Source organism: Citrobacter sp. wls706, from assembly GCF_005281305.1.
Lineage (GTDB): Bacteria > Pseudomonadota > Gammaproteobacteria > Enterobacterales > Enterobacteriaceae > Citrobacter > Citrobacter werkmanii.
Genome location: NZ_SZXG01000032.1, coordinates 392,203 through 408,327, shown reverse-complemented (window position 1 = coordinate 408,327; position 16,125 = coordinate 392,203). Strand labels below are relative to the sequence as shown.

The 16,125-nt window shown below is 54.6% G+C and carries 14 protein-coding genes and 1 other RNA gene; 7 read left to right on the top strand and 8 right to left on the bottom strand.

The genetic code is table 11. The features are described from left to right. Positions 1–30: 30 nt before the first annotated feature. Positions 31–927, top strand: coding sequence for a LysR family transcriptional regulator (locus tag FDW92_RS15180; RefSeq protein WP_042310905.1), 897 nt, complete (start codon positions 31–33; stop codon positions 925–927). Here FDW92_RS15180 and FDW92_RS15175 read toward each other — a convergent pair. The 5 genes from FDW92_RS15175 to argP all read right to left on the bottom strand — a co-directional run bounded on the left by FDW92_RS15175 (position 924) and on the right by argP (position 7,459). After that, a complete protein-coding gene (locus FDW92_RS15175; protein WP_042310903.1) occupies positions 924–2,390 on the bottom strand; it encodes an acetyl-CoA hydrolase/transferase family protein in 1,467 nt (488 codons plus the stop codon). The two genes, FDW92_RS15180 and FDW92_RS15175, sit on opposite strands and share 4 nt — an antisense overlap. A 24-nt stretch (positions 2,391–2,414) precedes the next feature. After that, positions 2,415–3,200, bottom strand: a complete 786-nt coding sequence (gene scpB / locus FDW92_RS15170) for a methylmalonyl-CoA decarboxylase (protein ID WP_038633533.1) — start codon at positions 3,198–3,200, stop codon at positions 2,415–2,417. 10 nt (positions 3,201–3,210) lie between these two features. Then, positions 3,211–4,206 (bottom strand): methylmalonyl Co-A mutase-associated GTPase MeaB, encoded by a 996-nt coding sequence (gene meaB / locus FDW92_RS15165; RefSeq protein ID WP_042310901.1) that lies wholly within the window; start codon positions 4,204–4,206, stop codon positions 3,211–3,213. Beyond that, positions 4,199–6,343 (bottom strand): methylmalonyl-CoA mutase, encoded by a 2,145-nt coding sequence (scpA, locus tag FDW92_RS15160; RefSeq protein ID WP_042310900.1) that lies wholly within the window; start codon positions 6,341–6,343, stop codon positions 4,199–4,201. The genes meaB and scpA overlap by 8 nt, the downstream gene beginning before the upstream one ends. Positions 6,344–6,565: 222 nt before the next feature. After that, a complete protein-coding gene (gene argP, locus FDW92_RS15155; RefSeq protein ID WP_032940465.1) occupies positions 6,566–7,459 on the bottom strand; it encodes a DNA-binding transcriptional regulator ArgP in 894 nt (297 codons plus the stop codon). A gap of 170 nt (positions 7,460–7,629) precedes the next feature. On the opposite strand from argP, the gene rpiA reads away from it, so the two are divergent. Together rpiA and serA are read left to right on the top strand one after the other, a co-directional pair. Beyond that, a complete protein-coding gene (gene rpiA / locus FDW92_RS15150; RefSeq protein WP_016154364.1) occupies positions 7,630–8,289 on the top strand; it encodes a ribose-5-phosphate isomerase RpiA in 660 nt (219 codons plus the stop codon). Positions 8,290–8,559: 270 nt separating this feature from the next. After that, complete coding sequence (gene serA, locus FDW92_RS15145) at positions 8,560–9,792, top strand: phosphoglycerate dehydrogenase (protein WP_006686878.1); 1,233 nt, start codon at positions 8,560–8,562, stop codon at positions 9,790–9,792. A gap of 380 nt (positions 9,793–10,172) precedes the next feature. On the opposite strand, the gene FDW92_RS15140 is transcribed toward serA, so the two are convergent. From FDW92_RS15140 to zapA, 3 genes are all read right to left on the bottom strand, one after another. Continuing rightward, positions 10,173–10,769, bottom strand: a complete 597-nt coding sequence (locus FDW92_RS15140; protein WP_042310896.1) for a 5-formyltetrahydrofolate cyclo-ligase — start codon at positions 10,767–10,769, stop codon at positions 10,173–10,175. A 19-nt stretch (positions 10,770–10,788) separates the two neighbouring features. After that, a non-coding RNA gene (gene ssrS, locus FDW92_RS15135) (6S RNA) lies at positions 10,789–10,972 on the bottom strand. A gap of 41 nt (positions 10,973–11,013) precedes the next feature. Beyond that, on the bottom strand, positions 11,014–11,343 hold the full coding sequence (gene zapA / locus FDW92_RS15130; RefSeq protein ID WP_003026980.1) for a cell division protein ZapA: 330 nt from the start codon (positions 11,341–11,343) through the stop codon (positions 11,014–11,016). A gap of 167 nt (positions 11,344–11,510) precedes the next feature. Between zapA and FDW92_RS15125 the strand changes: the two genes are divergently transcribed. The 4 genes from FDW92_RS15125 (at position 11,511) to ubiI (ending at position 15,899) form a co-directional block, all read left to right on the top strand. Then, positions 11,511–12,089, top strand: coding sequence for a YecA family protein (locus FDW92_RS15125; protein ID WP_137349424.1), 579 nt, complete (start codon positions 11,511–11,513; stop codon positions 12,087–12,089). Positions 12,090–12,114: 25 nt separating this feature from the next. Then, complete coding sequence (gene pepP / locus FDW92_RS15120; protein WP_042310892.1) at positions 12,115–13,440, top strand: Xaa-Pro aminopeptidase; 1,326 nt, start codon at positions 12,115–12,117, stop codon at positions 13,438–13,440. After that, the gene (ubiH, locus tag FDW92_RS15115) at positions 13,437–14,615 is read left to right on the top strand and encodes a 2-octaprenyl-6-methoxyphenyl hydroxylase (RefSeq protein WP_042310890.1); all 1,179 of its coding nucleotides are present in this window, start codon (positions 13,437–13,439) and stop codon (positions 14,613–14,615) included. Before pepP ends, ubiH begins: the two co-directional genes overlap by 4 nt. 81 nt (positions 14,616–14,696) lie before the next feature. Continuing rightward, positions 14,697–15,899, top strand: coding sequence for an FAD-dependent 2-octaprenylphenol hydroxylase (gene ubiI, locus FDW92_RS15110; RefSeq protein ID WP_042310888.1), 1,203 nt, complete (start codon positions 14,697–14,699; stop codon positions 15,897–15,899). Positions 15,900–16,125: the final 226 nt, after the last annotated feature.

Genomic DNA, 16,125 nt, shown 5'->3' with positions numbered 1-16,125 from the left:
ATAGGCCATAGCGATTTTAAAGGGGACGCTATGGATATTTTTATCTCGAAAAAGATGCGTAATTTCATTCTGCTGGCGCAAACCAATAACATCGCCAGAGCGGCAGAAAAAATCCATATGACCGCATCGCCTTTCGGTAAAAGCATTGCCGCACTGGAAGATCAAATCGGCTATACGCTGTTTACCCGCAAAGATAACAACATCAGCCTGAATAAAGCCGGGCAGGAGTTGTATCAGAAACTGTTCCCTGTTTATCAGCGTCTCTCCGCTATTGATAACGAAATTCATAACGCCTCTCGCCGCTCGCGAGAAATCGTCATCGGCATCGATAATACCTATCCAACGATTATTTTTGACCAGTTAATTAGCCTTGGCGACAAGTACGATGGCGTAACGGCCCAGGCCGTTGAATTCAGCGAGAATGGGGTGATCGATAACCTGTTCGACCGGAAACTGGATTTTATTATCTCACCGCAGCACGTTTCCCCTCGCGTGCAGGAACTGGAAAATCTGGCGATTAGCGAGCTGTCTCCGCTGCGTCTGGGGTTTCTCGTTTCCCGGCGCTACGAGGAAAAACAGCCGCAGGAGCTGCTGCGCGAGCTGCCCTGGCTACAAATGCGCTTCCAGAATCGCGCCAACTTTGAGGCAATGCTCGATGCTTACATGCGGCCATGCGGAATTCATCCGACGATTATCTACCGTCCGTACAGCTTTATGGCCAAGATTAGCGCGGTGGAGCGCGGGCAGTTTTTGACGGTGATCCCTCATTTTGCCTGGCGACTGGTTAACCCCTCGACGTTGAAATATTTCGATGCGCCCGGCAGTCCTATGTATATGCAGGAGTTTCTCTATTCGCTGAAAAACCATCGTTATACCGCCACGATGCTTCAGCATATTGCTGAAGATCGTGAGGGTACGGCAAGTTAACCGAGCATCGATCCGGTTTCGATCAGGTTACGATGCAGATCGAACGCATGGCTGAGATCGTGATGGATATGCCCGCCGGGCGCTTTCTCCAGATAGCGGTGCAGGTAGTCCCGATACAGGGGATGCGCACAGTTATCGATAATCGTGTGCGCCCGCTGCATCGGAGATAACCCACGCAGATCGGCAATCCCCTGTTCGGTGACGATCACTTTGACGCTATGTTCGCTGTGATCGACATGGCTACACATCGGCACGATGGTGGAGATTTTCCCGCCTTTGGCAATCGACGGCGCCATAAAAATAGACAGGTAGGCGTTGCGCTCGAAATCGCCGCTGCCGCCAATGCCGTTCATCAGGTTTACACCTGCTACGTGTGTGGAATTGGCATGACCGTAGATGTCAAACTCCAGACCGACATTGAGCGCAATGACGCCCAGCCGACGAATGATTTCCGGGTTATTGGAAATCTCCTGCGGGCGCAGCACAATCCGGCTGGCGAAGAAGTCCATGTTGTCGTAAATCTTCTGCAACGACGGGGCTGAAATAGTCAGACTGGAGGCACTGGCGCCGGTTATCTTGCCCGTTTCCAGCAGATGCACCACAGATTCTTGCAACACCTCGGAATACATCATAAAGGGTGGAATATCTGGGTTCTCGCCCAGTCGCGCCATTACCGCGTTGTTGATATTGCCCACGCCGCTTTGTAAGGGCAGGAATTCCGCTGGGATGCGTTTGTGCGCCATTTCCGCCAGCAGAAATGTCACCACGTTATCGGCAATTTGCTGGCTGACTGGGTTGCTTTTATCCGCGGCATTTCCGGCATCGGGAAGTTCGGTATCCACGACCGCGATAATTTTTTTCGGGTCTATCTGCACACACTGGCTGCCCACGCGATCCATGGTGTGAAAAATCGGTACGCTGTTTCGCCGCGGCGGTGCGCCGGGTATCACAATGTCGGCAAACTCCGCCACGCGCGGGTTATGATAATGATTCAGCTCGATAATCACCTTTTTCGCCCGCAGCAGCCAGGTCGGCGCGTTGCCGATGCCGCTGGAAAGCCAAATCCGACCATCTGGCGCAATGGCGGAGGCTTCAATGACGGCAACATCGATATCGCCAAAAAAGCCATAATTGACCATTTGCGCCACTTCGCTCAAATGGAGATCGACAAACCTCACCTGACCCTGATTAATTTTCTCGCGCAGGCCCGATGATGTTTGATAGGGAGCCCGCCAGGAAACAGCATCCGCCGCGGATAACGCATCATCAGCGGCAGCGCCAATTGATGCCCCGGTCAGCAGGCGGATTTGAAAAGGCTGCCCGACCTGATGCCGCTCGCAAGCGAGTTGAGCAATTGCGTTAGGTAATGCTTTTGGCGAACCCGCAGGGGTAAAGCCGCTGAATGCTACCATATCGTCGTGCTGGATAATTTCTGCCGCTTCTTCGGCACTCATCCGTTTCATGGCCGTCTCCTTCCTCGAGCGTGATTAATGGCCGACAAAATTGGGTTTACGTTTTTCCATAAACGCGTTCATCCCTTCCTGATAATCCTCGCTGTCGTACACCGCGCGGCGCATGCCCTGAATACGCTCAAATTCGTCTGAGTTCATGGTGTGCGCTTCGCCCAGTACGCGCAGTTCTTCTTTGATGACGGCGATGGCCAGCGGCGCTTTCTCCGAGATGTGGTGCGCCATTTGCAGAGTGAAATCCTCCAGTTCGTCGACAGGAACCACATGGTTGAGGATCCCGACGGCCATCGCTCGCTGAGCGGTAATCGGCGAGGCGGTAAAGATCAGCTCTTTCACGATGTGGAACCCAGCATCGCGGGTCAGGTTGTGGATGCCGACCAGGTTATATGGCACGCCGAGGTTGACGGGTGTCATCGAGAAGGTAGAGGTTTCAGCGGCGATGATCAGATCGGAACTCATGATCATCTCAAACGCGCCGCCCCAGACGCTGCCTTCGACCATGGAGATCACCGGTTTTGGATATTTTTGGATCATGCGGGTTATCTGGCGCAGCGGATCGTCATAGGAGAGCGGATCGCGACGTCCGGAGGGGAGTTCATGAATATCATGTCCGGCAGAGAACACTTTGGCCCCGCTCGGGGCGCGCAGAATGATGCAGCGAATTTCCGCACGATTAAGATCGCTAAGCGCCTGCATCAGATCGTCGATAAACACTTTGCTCAGCGCATTGAGTTTGCGGGCGTAATTGAACTCAATAACCGCGACTTTCTGGATGATGACTACGTTGACGTATTGATAAGACATAATGTTCTCTTTATTCAAAGTAATGATGCTGGATAAATTCACTGATGTGACGCAGACCGGTACGCGGCGAAAGGTCGTTATTTTTGACGGCCTGCAGCGTCTGCTGGAAATAACGGTCGAAATCAGTCCGGGTAAACAGCAGATGCAAAGCTTCTTCTTCAGCCTGCTTGTGTAACCAGTCCACCGCTTGCTGCTGGCGGACTTTTTCCAGTCGACCGCTGACGGTAAGGCACGTTTTAAAGTCGGTTATCGCCTGCCAAATCTCCTCAATGCCACGTTTTTCCAGGGCGCTACAGGCCAGAACCTGCGGCTGCCACTCGTCATATTTGCGGCGCAGAATATGCAGAGCGGATTCGTACATATGGCGGGCGATGGCAACCTGGTTACGGTTATCACCGTCGTCCTTGTTGATGACGACCAGATCCGCCATCTCCATCAGGCCCTTTTTGATGCCCTGCAGATCGTCACCGCCGCCGGCAATTTGCAGTGAGATAAAGCAATCCACCATGCTGGCGACTTCGGTTTCTGACTGCCCGACGCCGACGGTTTCTACAATCACCACGTCAAAGCCCGCCGCCTCGCACAACAGCATTAATTCACGGGCGCGCTGGCTGGCGCCGCCTAAATGACCGCTGGAAGGCACCGGGCGGATAAATGCCGATTCTGCACGGGCCAGTTCCGTCATTCGGGTTTTATCGCCAAGAATGCTGCCGCCGCTAACGGGGCTACTGGGATCGACCGCGATCACTGCCACACGTAATCCCCGGCGGATCAACAGCATACCGAACGCCTCCAGAAAGGTGCTTTTGCCCGCGCCCGGCGTGCCGGTGATGCCCAGACGCAGCGCGTTACCGGTGAACGGCATTATCGCGTCCAGCAATTGCGTACTCAGTGGCTGGTGGCGTGGGTGGCTGCTCTCAACCAGCGTCATCGCCTGAGCAAGCGTGGCCCGTTCACCGCGCCGCAAGCGTCGGACGGCATCGTCAAGCGTGGCGGCGTTAATCATGATGCTGACTGATCCGGGTCAACACATCGCGGACGCTGTCGAGCATCGGTGTGCCGGGGCCATAAATGGCGGCCACGCCATGCTCGTACAGGAAGGCGTAGTCCTGGGGTGGAATCACACCGCCTGCCACCACGCAGATATCTTCGCGTCCCCAGCCTTTCAGCGCCGTGACCAGTTCAGGGATCAACGTTTTATGCCCGGCAGCCAGTGACGATGCGCCTATGACATGCACATCGTTTTCTACCGCCAGACGGGCGATCTCTTCTGGCGTGGAGAACATCGGACTGAGATCGACGTCGAAGCCGAGATCGGAGTAGGCGCTGGCGATCACTTTCGCGCCGCGATCGTGACCATCCTGGCCCATCTTGGCGATCAGGATCCGAGGTCGGCGACCATTTTCCGCGAGGAACTGTTCGGTTTGCGCAACAATGGCGTCGAACTCATTGGCGGATTTGTCGGACTGGTGATAGCTTTGCGCAATCACGCCGGTGACGCACTGGCTGGGCACCAGATAGCGGTCAAAAGCGGCTTCCAGCGCGTCGGAGATCTCACCGAGCGTGGCGCGAACGCGGGCGGCGTTAACGGAGGCGGCCAGCAGATTTTCATTATGCTGCGCGGCGTGGGTCAGCGCCGTTAGCGCGGCGTTGACGGCATCATTGTCGCGAGTGGCGCGGATATGTTGTAGTGAAGCAATCTGTTCGTTGCGCACCTTCACGTTGTCGATTTCCAGTACCGACGTTTCGTCTTCTTTATCCAGCTTGTACTTGTTCACGCCAACGATGACGCGTTTGCCCTGGTCGATCAGCGACTGCTCGCGCGCCGAAGCTTCTTCGATCATCCGTTTGGGGAGTCCAGCTTCAATCGCCTTCGCCATGCCGCCCGCTTCATCAATTTGTTTAATGATCGTGCGCGCCTGCTTCACGATTTGATCGGTCAATGACTCGACGTAGTACGATCCGGCCAGCGGATCGACGGTGCGGCAGATCTCTGACTCTTCCTGAATGATGATCTGCGTATTACGCGCGATGCGGGCGGAGAAATCGGTGGGTAGCCCGAGCGCTTCATCAAAGGCGTTGGTATGCAGCGACTGGGTGCCGCCAAGCGTGGCGCCGAGCGCTTCAATGGTCGTGCGGATCACGTTGTTGTAGGGATCCTGCTCGGTCAGACTCCAGCCGGAGGTCTGGCAGTGGGTACGCAGAGCGAGAGATTTCGGGTTGGTTGCGCCAAAACCGCTGACGGCTTCACTCCACAAATAGCGAGCCGCGCGCAGCATGGCGACGTTCATAAACAGATCCATGCCGATACCGAAGAAGAATGACAGACGCGGGGCGAAGTCATCAATTTTCAGCCCGGCAGACAGTGCGGCTTTGATGTACTCAATGCCGTCAGCCAGCGTAAACGCCACCTGCTGGACGCAGTTCGCCCCGGCTTCCCCCATGTGATAACCGCTGATGCTGATGGTGTTATAGCGTGGCATATTGGCGGAGCACCAGGCGATGATGTCGGCGATGATGCGCATCGAAGGTTTTGGTGGGTAAATGTAGGTGTTGCGGCACAGGTACTCTTTCAGAATATCGTTCTGAATGGTCCCGGTGAGCTGTTCCGGCGTTACGCCTTGTTCCTCAGCCGCGACGATATAAAACGCCAGTACCGGCAGCACCGCGCCGTTCATCGTCATCGACACCGACATCTTATCCAGCGGGATCTGATCAAACAGCACCTTCATATCTTCAACGGTATCGATCGCCACGCCCGCTTTGCCGACATCGCCCGCCACGCGCGGGTTGTCAGAGTCATAGCCGCGGTGGGTGGCAAGGTCAAAGGCGACGGAAAGCCCTTTTTGTCCGGCGGCGAGGTTGCGGCGGTAAAAGGCGTTGGATTCTTTGGCGGTAGAGAAACCGGCATACTGGCGGATGGTCCACGGCTGCGCGGTATACATGGTGGCGCGTGGGCCGCGCACGTAAGGCGGCAGGCCGGGCAGGGTGCCCGTGACTTCCAGATTATCGAGGTCAGCCTCGGTGTACAGCGGCTTGATGACAATCCCTTCCGCCGTTTGTCTTTCCAGTGACTCAACGGTTTTTTCCCGTCGACTGAGTTCTTTATTGGCAAGTGTTTGCCACTCTTGCACGTTAGCCATTTTTTGCTCCGTATTACGCAATAAGTTGAATCTTTACGAGATACGGTGAGCTTTTTCATTTGGCTTGTCGCCAGCAAAAAATAGCCAACTGGGCGTCGTTTTTTGCCGCGTGGTATGTTTTATTTTGTGATGTATTTCAAAGACGTGGCGGGAATAGCATGAAAAGGCGATAGAGTCATAAATGCCGGATCGGCAAAGCCCACCCGGCATTCATATGGGGAATTAATCCTGACGCAGTACGTTGTGACCGTAAGCCAGCAGCGCGTCGGTAACGTTGCGCATCATACGGCTTTCCGGCGCAAAACGGTGCCAGTACAACATCCGACGCTGGAACAGGCCCGGCGTCAAGTCGATAAGCTCACCGCTTTCCAGCTCTTTTTCTATCTGTAAGTGCGGGATCATGCAGCAGGTCGTGCCCTGACGGGCCAACTGGACGAAGGCTTCTGATGAGTTAACGATATGGCACGGCACGCTGCCTGGCGGCAGATCGAAGTTTTGTTGCAGGAACGCCTGATGCATATCATCAAGATGGTCAAACGCCACCGCCGGAGCTTTCAGTAGTGCAGAGCGGGTGACGCCGTTGGGGAAATAGCGCTCGGCGAACGCTTTTGAACCTACAAACAGGTAATCCAGCGCGCCAAGTTTATCCACCAGACAGCTTGGCAGCGCCTGATGTTGAATACTCACCGCACCGACCACTTCACCACGGCGCAGACGTTCCTGGGTGCGCGTTTCATCCTCAACCTGCAGGTTCAGGCGAATCGGCGAATTAGCCAGTACCGGGGCCAGCGCCGGAAGCAACCAGGTCGCCAGACTGTCGGCGTTCACCGCCAGCGAAAGCAGCAGCGGCGTGGAGCCAGTTTGCTCATCACCCAGCCACTCATCTTCCAGCAGTTCAACCTGGCGTAAAAGCGCCAGGAGTTTCTGCCCTTGTTCAGTAGGGCGAGGCGGTACGGTACGCACCAGCAGCGGCTGTCCGAACATATTCTCAAGCTGTTTTATGCGCTGTGAAACGGCGGATTGCGTGATGCACAGCTTTTGCGCCGCGCGCTCAAATCCTCGTTCACGAATAACCGCATCCAGTGCTTGTAGTGTTCTGTAGTCCGGACGTTTCATTGCTTTGGCGCACTCCTGAAATTTTTGCTTGTTCTGCACTATGACACAAATTTGGGTTGGGTAAAGACGAAATCAGCCACCTGGTAGCGGGTGTGGGGACATTTTTCTGCACAATGTTCTATAATGCGCGTGAATTTTCCCACCATATTCACACCACAGGCGAAACGATCATGACGCAGGATGAACTGAAAAAAGCAGTAGGATGGGCGGCACTTCAGTATGTACAGCCCGGTACCATTGTGGGCGTAGGTACAGGTTCAACAGCCGCACACTTTATTGATGCGCTGGGCACAATGAAAGGTCAGATTGAAGGCGCGGTGTCCAGTTCTGACGCCTCGACCGAAAAACTCAAAAGCCTTGGCATCCACGTGTTCGATCTTAACGAAGTGGACAGCCTCGGCGTCTACGTTGACGGCGCAGATGAAATCAACGGCCATATGCAGATGATTAAAGGCGGTGGCGCAGCGTTGACCCGTGAAAAAATCATTGCTTCAGTGGCGAAGAAATTTATCTGCATCGCTGACGCGTCCAAAGAAGTCGATATTCTCGGTAACTTCCCGTTGCCGGTAGAAGTTATCCCAATGGCGCGTAGCGCAGTGGCTCGCCAGTTGGTGAAGCTGGGCGGTCGTCCTGAATACCGTCAGGGCGTGGTAACTGACAATGGTAACGTGATCCTTGATGTGCACGGTCTGGAAATCCTCGACGCCATCGCGCTGGAAAACGCCATCAATGCGATTCCGGGCGTGGTAACCGTAGGTTTGTTCGCTAACCGTGGTGCGGATGTCGCGCTGATCGGTACCCCAGACGGCGTGAAAACTATCGTAAAATGATCTGATGGGAGCGTCTTCTCCCGTTAAAAAAAATTTGGCAGGGCAAATTTGGTGACTTGTGTCACGTTTACAATATTGCCCTGCCGATCTCTCCAAAGAAAAAGTTATCGCCAGTATTTTCCTCTGACATTTCCCGCTGAATGACATTTCCTCAGCATGACGACGCAAACGTTCATATTGCCGCAATATTATTTTTTGATATGTTGAAGAGGCGGATGAAAATCCCACACACAACACATCAGATTGAACAAAAAAGACAGGGTCGGGGAAATGGCAAAGGTATCACTGGAGAAAGATAAGATTAAATTTCTGCTGGTAGAAGGCGTGCATCAAAAAGCACTCGAAAGCCTTCGTGCAGCAGGTTATACCAACATCGAGTTTCACAAAGGCGCTCTGGACACCGAACAACTGAAAGAGTCCATCCGTGATGCCCACTTCATTGGCCTGCGATCCCGTACCCATCTGACTGAAGATGTAATTGCCGCCGCAGAAAAACTGGTCGCGATTGGTTGCTTCTGCATCGGCACCAACCAGGTTGATCTTAGCGCTGCGGCAAAGCGCGGGATCCCGGTGTTTAACGCGCCATTCTCTAACACACGTTCCGTTGCTGAACTGGTGATTGGTGAACTGCTGCTACTGCTACGCGGCGTACCAGAAGCGAACGCCAAAGCGCACCGCGGCGTGTGGAATAAACTGGCTACCGGCTCTTTTGAAGCGCGCGGCAAAAAACTGGGGATCATCGGCTACGGGCACATTGGTACTCAGTTAGGCATTCTGGCGGAATCGCTGGGGATGCATGTCTATTTCTATGATATTGAAAATAAACTTCCGCTGGGTAACGCCACGCAGGTTCAGCACCTTTCCGATCTGCTCAATATGAGCGACGTGGTGAGCCTGCACGTGCCGGAAAATGCCTCTACCAAAAACCTGATGGGCGCGCGTGAGATTTCGCTGATGAAACCTGGCGCGCTGCTGATCAACGCCGCGCGCGGTACGGTGGTTGATATTCCAGCCCTGTGCGACGCGTTAGCGACCAAGCACCTGGCAGGGGCGGCAATTGACGTTTTCCCAACCGAACCGGCAACGAACAGCGATCCGTTCACTTCGCCGCTGTGTGATTTCGACAACGTGATCCTGACGCCGCATATTGGTGGTTCCACGCTGGAAGCGCAGGAAAATATCGGTCTGGAAGTGGCGGGGAAACTGATCAAGTATTCCGACAACGGCTCCACGCTGTCTGCGGTTAACTTCCCGGAAGTTTCGCTGCCGCTGCATGGTGGTCGTCGTCTGATGCACATTCACGAAAACCGTCCTGGCGTTCTGACCGCGCTGAACCAGATTTTTGCCGAGCAGGGCGTCAACATTGCTGCGCAGTATCTGCAGACTTCCGCACAGGTAGGTTACGTGGTTATCGATATTGAAGCGGATGAAGATGTGGCGGAAAAAGCGCTGCTGGCGATGAAAGCCCTTCCGGGAACCATTCGCGCCCGTCTGCTGTACTAATTTCCTCTAAATGGGCAGGCGATGACCTGCCCATCCTTCCTCTGATTTCCCGGCCTCAAAATTTCTTTCTGTAACGCCTACATTCTGTTTTCGAGCCTTGCCACAATTGGCAACTAAAGGCAGTGCTGCGTGTTGTACAGCACTAAAAGAAATTTACGATAGGGGCTCAGCATAGTGCTGAAACGGGAAAGCCCCTACCGAAGCAGGGGCTCTAAAAAGGAAAGGGACGATGATGAGATACGTCATCATGCTGCTGATCCTGTTAATCATCGCTACGCCAGCATATTAACAGAGAGTACGCAGGAGGGAGGTTCGCCTCCCTCACCCTTCACCGAGGAATTTAGGTCAAAAAAACGGCGCTGTCAATCGGCAAAAAACGGCTACCACTGCCAAATTTTGGATGGTGTCACCACCGCAGGCAGTGGGATATCCCACTCTTCGACAGGCAGCTTTTCCACTAACTGGCAATCATGTGCGTAGCCCACGGGTTGGATCTTATGCTGTTGCCAGTTTTGCAACGTGCGGTCATAAAATCCGCCGCCCATGCCCAGACGCTGGCCGTCTTCATCAAACGCGACTAACGGCGTAACCAGTACATCCAGCTTTGCCAGTGGCAATACGTCGCGGACATCAAGTCGTGGCTCCTGGATCTTTAAGCGGTTGGTCACCAGCGCACTCTGTGGATGATAGTGCAGGAACAGCAGGTTGCCAGGGCTAAAGGGATGAAGAACCGGAAGGTAGACGCGCTTACCCGCTCGCCACAGCTGTTCAATCAGCGGTTGGGTGTCGAGTTCGCCATCGAAAGAGAGAAACACCGCTACGGTATGGGCAAGAACAACAGGGGGAAAACTGAGCATTCTGGTCGCGGCTTGCTGACCAAAGTGTTGTTGCTGATCGCTGGTAAGCGCACGGCGACGCTGACGAATCAGTGTGCGTATTTCTTGTCGGGATAAAGGGAGTTCAGAAAGTAGTGTCATGGCTGTTGCCAGGTAGAAGGGAATCTCCGAGATGCCGCCGCAGGCTGTAACCCTTGAACCCTTGGTTCAAGGTGAATGCGTCGTCACAGTTTTAAGGCTTCTCGGACGGGCCGAGCATGCTCACCAACCGTGGAGCGCCACATTCTTGTGGTATGAAATATCGGCTCAGGGGACTGGCCCGCTTGCAAACATCTCAGAGAAATTTTGTCTTCACGGTCACTCTACCACAGTAAACCGAAAAGTGTTATTCAAAGTTTTGGCCCGTTTTTTCGGTTATGCGACCCTGATCAAGCAACGCTTGTTCGATGGTCTGTTGCAGCATCCGAATACGTTGTTCCATGCTCGCCGCGTACTCACGCGTCTTCGCTTTTTCCTGAGTTAATTCATAGCTGATGTTCAACGCGGCGATGAAAACCAACTGCTCAGTATTTGTGACTCTAGTGCGAACTTTCAGATCTTGCAATCGCTGATTGAGATCGTCCGCAGCCTGATTCAACGCATCCCTTTGTTCAGGCGGGCAATTCACTCGCAGTGAACGGCCAAATATTTGGATATCGACGGGTTGTGCAGACATGCCACCTTCCTGCTGATTGACTGCGCTGCCTTCGTCTCCAGACCTTGGGTCCGCGAAGGGGCGACACTATAGCTACCCTGGTATCAAGATACAAGCCCTTTTCTGGTCCACCAGGGTCCAAAGTGGTAGCATATCATGAATATTCCTCCCTTTGATGACGAATGCTTATGTCTATACAGAACGAAATGCCTGGCTACAGCGAAGTTAGCCAGTTTTTGAACCAACAAGGGGCTGGATTAACCCCGGCCGAAATGCACGGCTTAATCAGCGGGATGATTTGTGGTGGCAACAACGACAGCTCATGGCAGCCGCTGTTGCACGACCTGACGAACGAAGGTCTGGCCTTTGGTCACGAGCTGGCTCAGGCACTGCTGAAAATGCACTCTGCTACCAGCGATGCCCTTGAGGACGACGGCTTCCTTTTTCAGCTTTTTCTGCCTGAAGGTGATGACGTCAGCGTGTTCGATCGCGCCGATGCGCTGGCTGGCTGGGTAAACCACTTTCTGCTGGGTCTCGGCGTTACGCAGCCTAAGCTCGACAAAGTGACCGGCGAAACCGGTGAAGCGATTGACGACCTGCGCAATATCGCTCAGTTGGGATATGACGAAGACGAAGATCAGGAAGAGCTGGAAATGTCGCTCGAAGAGATCATCGAATACGTGCGCGTAGCCGCCTTGCTGTGCCATGACACGTTTACGCGTCAGCAGCCGACGGCGCCGGAAGTCCGCAAACCGACTCTGCACTAAATACAACAACGCCAAGGAGAGTGTTATGAGTGAGATATCTCAGCAAGAATTCCAGCGTCGTCGTCAGGCTTTGCTGGCACAAATGCAGCCCGGCAGCGCCGCGCTGATTTTTGCCGCGCCGGAAACGACGCGCAGCGCGGACAGTGAATACCCGTACCGCCAGAACAGTGATTTCTGGTATTTCACCGGCTTTAACGAGCCTGAAGCCGTGCTGGTGCTGATTAAAAGTGATGACACTCATAACCACAGCGTTTTGTTCAACCGGGTTCGCGACCTGACGGCTGAGATCTGGTTTGGCCGGCGTCTGGGCCAGGATGCCGCACCGGCAAAACTTGGCGTTGATCGGGCGCTGGCCTTCAGTGAAATCAATCAACAGTTGCATCTGCTGCTCAATGGTCTGGACGCGGTGTATCACGCTCAGGGCGAATATGGCTGGGCCGACGAAATTGTCTGCACGGCGCTGGATAAACTACGCAAAGGCTCCAGACAAAATCTGCACGCGCCCGCCGCGATCATCGACTGGCGTCCGATGGTGCATGAGATGCGCCTGTTCAAATCACCGGAAGAGATTGCGATCATGCGCCGTGCCGGAGAGATCACCGCCCTGGCGCATACCCGCGCGATGGAAAAATGCCGTCCGGGGATGTTTGAATACCAACTGGAAGGGGAGATTCACCACGAATTTACCCGCCACGGCGCGCGTTATCCATCCTATAACACCATTGTCGGAAGCGGTGAAAACGGCTGTATCCTGCATTACACCGAAAATGAAAGTGAAATGCGCGATGGCGAGCTGGTGCTGATTGACGCTGGCTGTGAATACAAAGGCTATGCGGGCGACATTACGCGTACCTTCCCGGTTAATGGCAAATTTACCCCCGCGCAGCGTGAAATCTACGATATCGTACTGGAATCCCTGGAGACCAGCCTACGTCTGTATCGCCCCGGAACCTCCATTCAGGACGTCACCGGTGAAGTTGTGCGCATCATGATTACCGGTCTGGTGAAGCTTGGCATCCTGCACGGCGACGTCGACCAGTTAATTACCGAGAATGCGCATCGCCCATACTTTATGCATGGTCTTAGCCATTGGCTGGGGCTGGATGTGCACGACGTTGGCGTTTATGGTCAGGATCGTTCGCGTATCCTTGAGCCAGGAATGGTGCTTACCGTCGAGCCAGGGTTATATATCGCACCGGATGCCGATGTACCGGCTGCTTATCGTGGCATTGGCATTCGTATAGAAGATGACATCCTCATCACCGAAGACGGTAACGAAAACCTGACCGCCAGCGTGGTGAAGAAAGCGGATGATATTGAAGCCTTAATGGCTGCGGCGCGACTGCAATGAGCGTAATTATCGTCGGTGGTGGCATGGTCGGTGCGACGCTGGCGCTGTCCATTTCCCAGCTCAGTCATGGGACGCTGCCAGTTCATCTGATAGAAGCGAGCGAACCTGAAACTGACCGTCATCCTGGGTTTGACGCCCGGGCGATTGCGCTGGCGGCAGGAACCTGTCAGCAGCTGGCGCGAATTGGCGTGTGGCAGGCGATTGCCGATTGCGCAACGGCAATCAAAACGGTCCACGTCAGCGATCGCGGCCATGCTGGATTTGTTACGCTGGATGCGCAGGAATATCGTCTCCCGGCGCTGGGTCAGGTGGTGGAACTCCACGATGTTGGGCTGCGTCTGTTTGCGCTACTGCGTAAAGCGCCGGGCGTCACGCTACATTGTCCCGATCGCGTAGCCAGCGTGGCGCGTGCGCAGGAACATGTTGAGGTCACGCTGGAAAATGGCGAGGTTATTACCGGTCGCGTGGTGGTCGCCGCTGACGGTACGCGTTCCGCGCTGGCTACCGCCTGCGGCGTGGACTGGCAGCAGCAGCCTTATGAACAACTGGCGGTAATCGCCAATGTCACGACCTCCGTTCCTCACGATGGGCGAGCGTTTGAACGCTTCACGCAGCATGGCCCGCTGGCAATGCTGCCGATGTCTGATGGTCGCTGCTCGCTGGTATGGTGCCACCCGCTGGAGTTGCGTGATGAGATCATGGCCTGGTCCGACGAACGGTTTTGTCGTGAATTGCAAACTGCGTTTGGCTGGCGGCTGGGGCGTATTACCCAGGCCGGTAAACGCAGCGCTTATCCGTTGTCATTAACTACTGCGCTGAAGGCGATGACCCATCGTACCGTGCTCGTGGGGAATGCCGCTCAGACGCTACATCCCATTGCCGGACAAGGTTTCAACCTTGGTCTGCGCGACGTAATGAGCCTGGCTGAGACGTTAACTCAGGCGCAAAACTGCGCGGAAGATATTGGTGATTACGCAGTGCTGGCACGCTATCAGCAACGCCGCGAGCGCGATCGCGAAACGACGATTGGTGTGACCAATAATTTAGTGTATTTGTTTGCCAATCGCTGGGCTCCGCTGGTTGTTGGCCGCAATGTCGGGCTGATGGCGATGGAATTATTCACACCCGCGCGCGATGCGCTGGCGGAGCGGACCCTGGGTTGGGTTGCGCGATAAATATGGCCTGTAGGCCGGATGGCGGCGTAAACGCCTTATCCGGACTACGGTTTTGATTGTTCCGGTTTCCAGGAGTAAACAGTGCAAAGTGTTGATGTAGCAATTGTCGGTGGCGGCATGGTGGGACTGGCGGTTGCCTGCGGCTTGCAGGGCAGCGGGTTACGCGTTGCGGTGTTAGAACAATATGTTCCGCAGCCGTTGGCGGCGGATGCAGCTCCTCAGCTTCGCGTGTCGGCAATCAATGCCGCCAGTGAAAAACTGCTTACTCGTTTAGGCGTCTGGTCAGATATCGTTGCCCGTCGCGCGTGCTGCTATCACGGTATGGAAGTCTGGGATAAAGACAGCTTCGGGCGCATTGAATTTGACGACCAGAGCATGGGCTACAGCCATTTGGGCCACATCGTCGAAAACTCAGAGATCCATTACGCGCTGTGGCAAAAGGCGCAGCGTTCGCCGGATATTACGCTGCTGGCACCCGCTGAAATACAGCAGGTAGCCTGGGGTGAGAACGAGGCATTTCTGACCCTGAAAGAGGGCGCAATGCTGACGGCTCGCCTGGTGATCGGCGCGGATGGCGCTAACTCCTGGCTGCGTAATAAAGCAGACATTCCGCTCACCTTCTGGGATTACCGTCATCATGCGCTGGTGGCGACGATCCGCACGCAGGAAGCCCACGGCGCGGTTGCGCGCCAGGCGTTTCACGGCGAGGGTATCCTGGCATTCCTGCCGCTCAGTGACCCGCATCTGTGCTCTATCGTCTGGTCACTTTCTCCGCAGGAAGCCGAACGCATGCAGCAGGCAAGCGTTGACGAGTTTAATCAGGCGCTGAATATCGCTTTTGATAACCGTCTGGGACTGTGCAGCGTTGAAAGCGAACGGCAGACGTTTCCGCTGACGGGACGCTATGCGCGTCAGTTCGCCGCCCATCGTCTGGCGCTGGTGGGGGATGCGGCGCATACTATCCATCCGCTGGCAGGTCAGGGGGTTAACCTCGGCTTTATGGATGCGGCAGAGCTTATCGATGAGCTTAAGCGGCTACAACGTCAGGGCAAAGATATTGGCCAGTATCTCTATTTGCGTCGCTATGAGCGCAGCCGTAAGCACAGCGCAGCAATGATGCTGGCCGGTATGCAGGGCTTCCGTGAACTGTTTGCTGGTGAGAATCCGGCGAAGAAACTGCTGCGTGATATTGGTCTGAAACTGGCCGATACCCTTCCGGGCGTAAAACCGCAGCTCATCCGTCAGGCGATGGGACTGAACGATCTTCCCGAGTGGCTACGTTAGCGTCCGTAAGGACAATCTTAAGAGTTTGAGACCCGTCACATTTTCCTCTCCCGGCCCTCGCGCCGGGATGCTTCTCTCATTTGAAATAATCTAATTCCACACCTTTTTTCGCATTAGTTTTTTTAATATCACGTTTTTTTCATAACGCCATTTTTGACATTTTTTCCACATTTAATGTTGTTTACTGCTGATTACTCTGCCTTGTTTATGCTTATTATTCTGATTT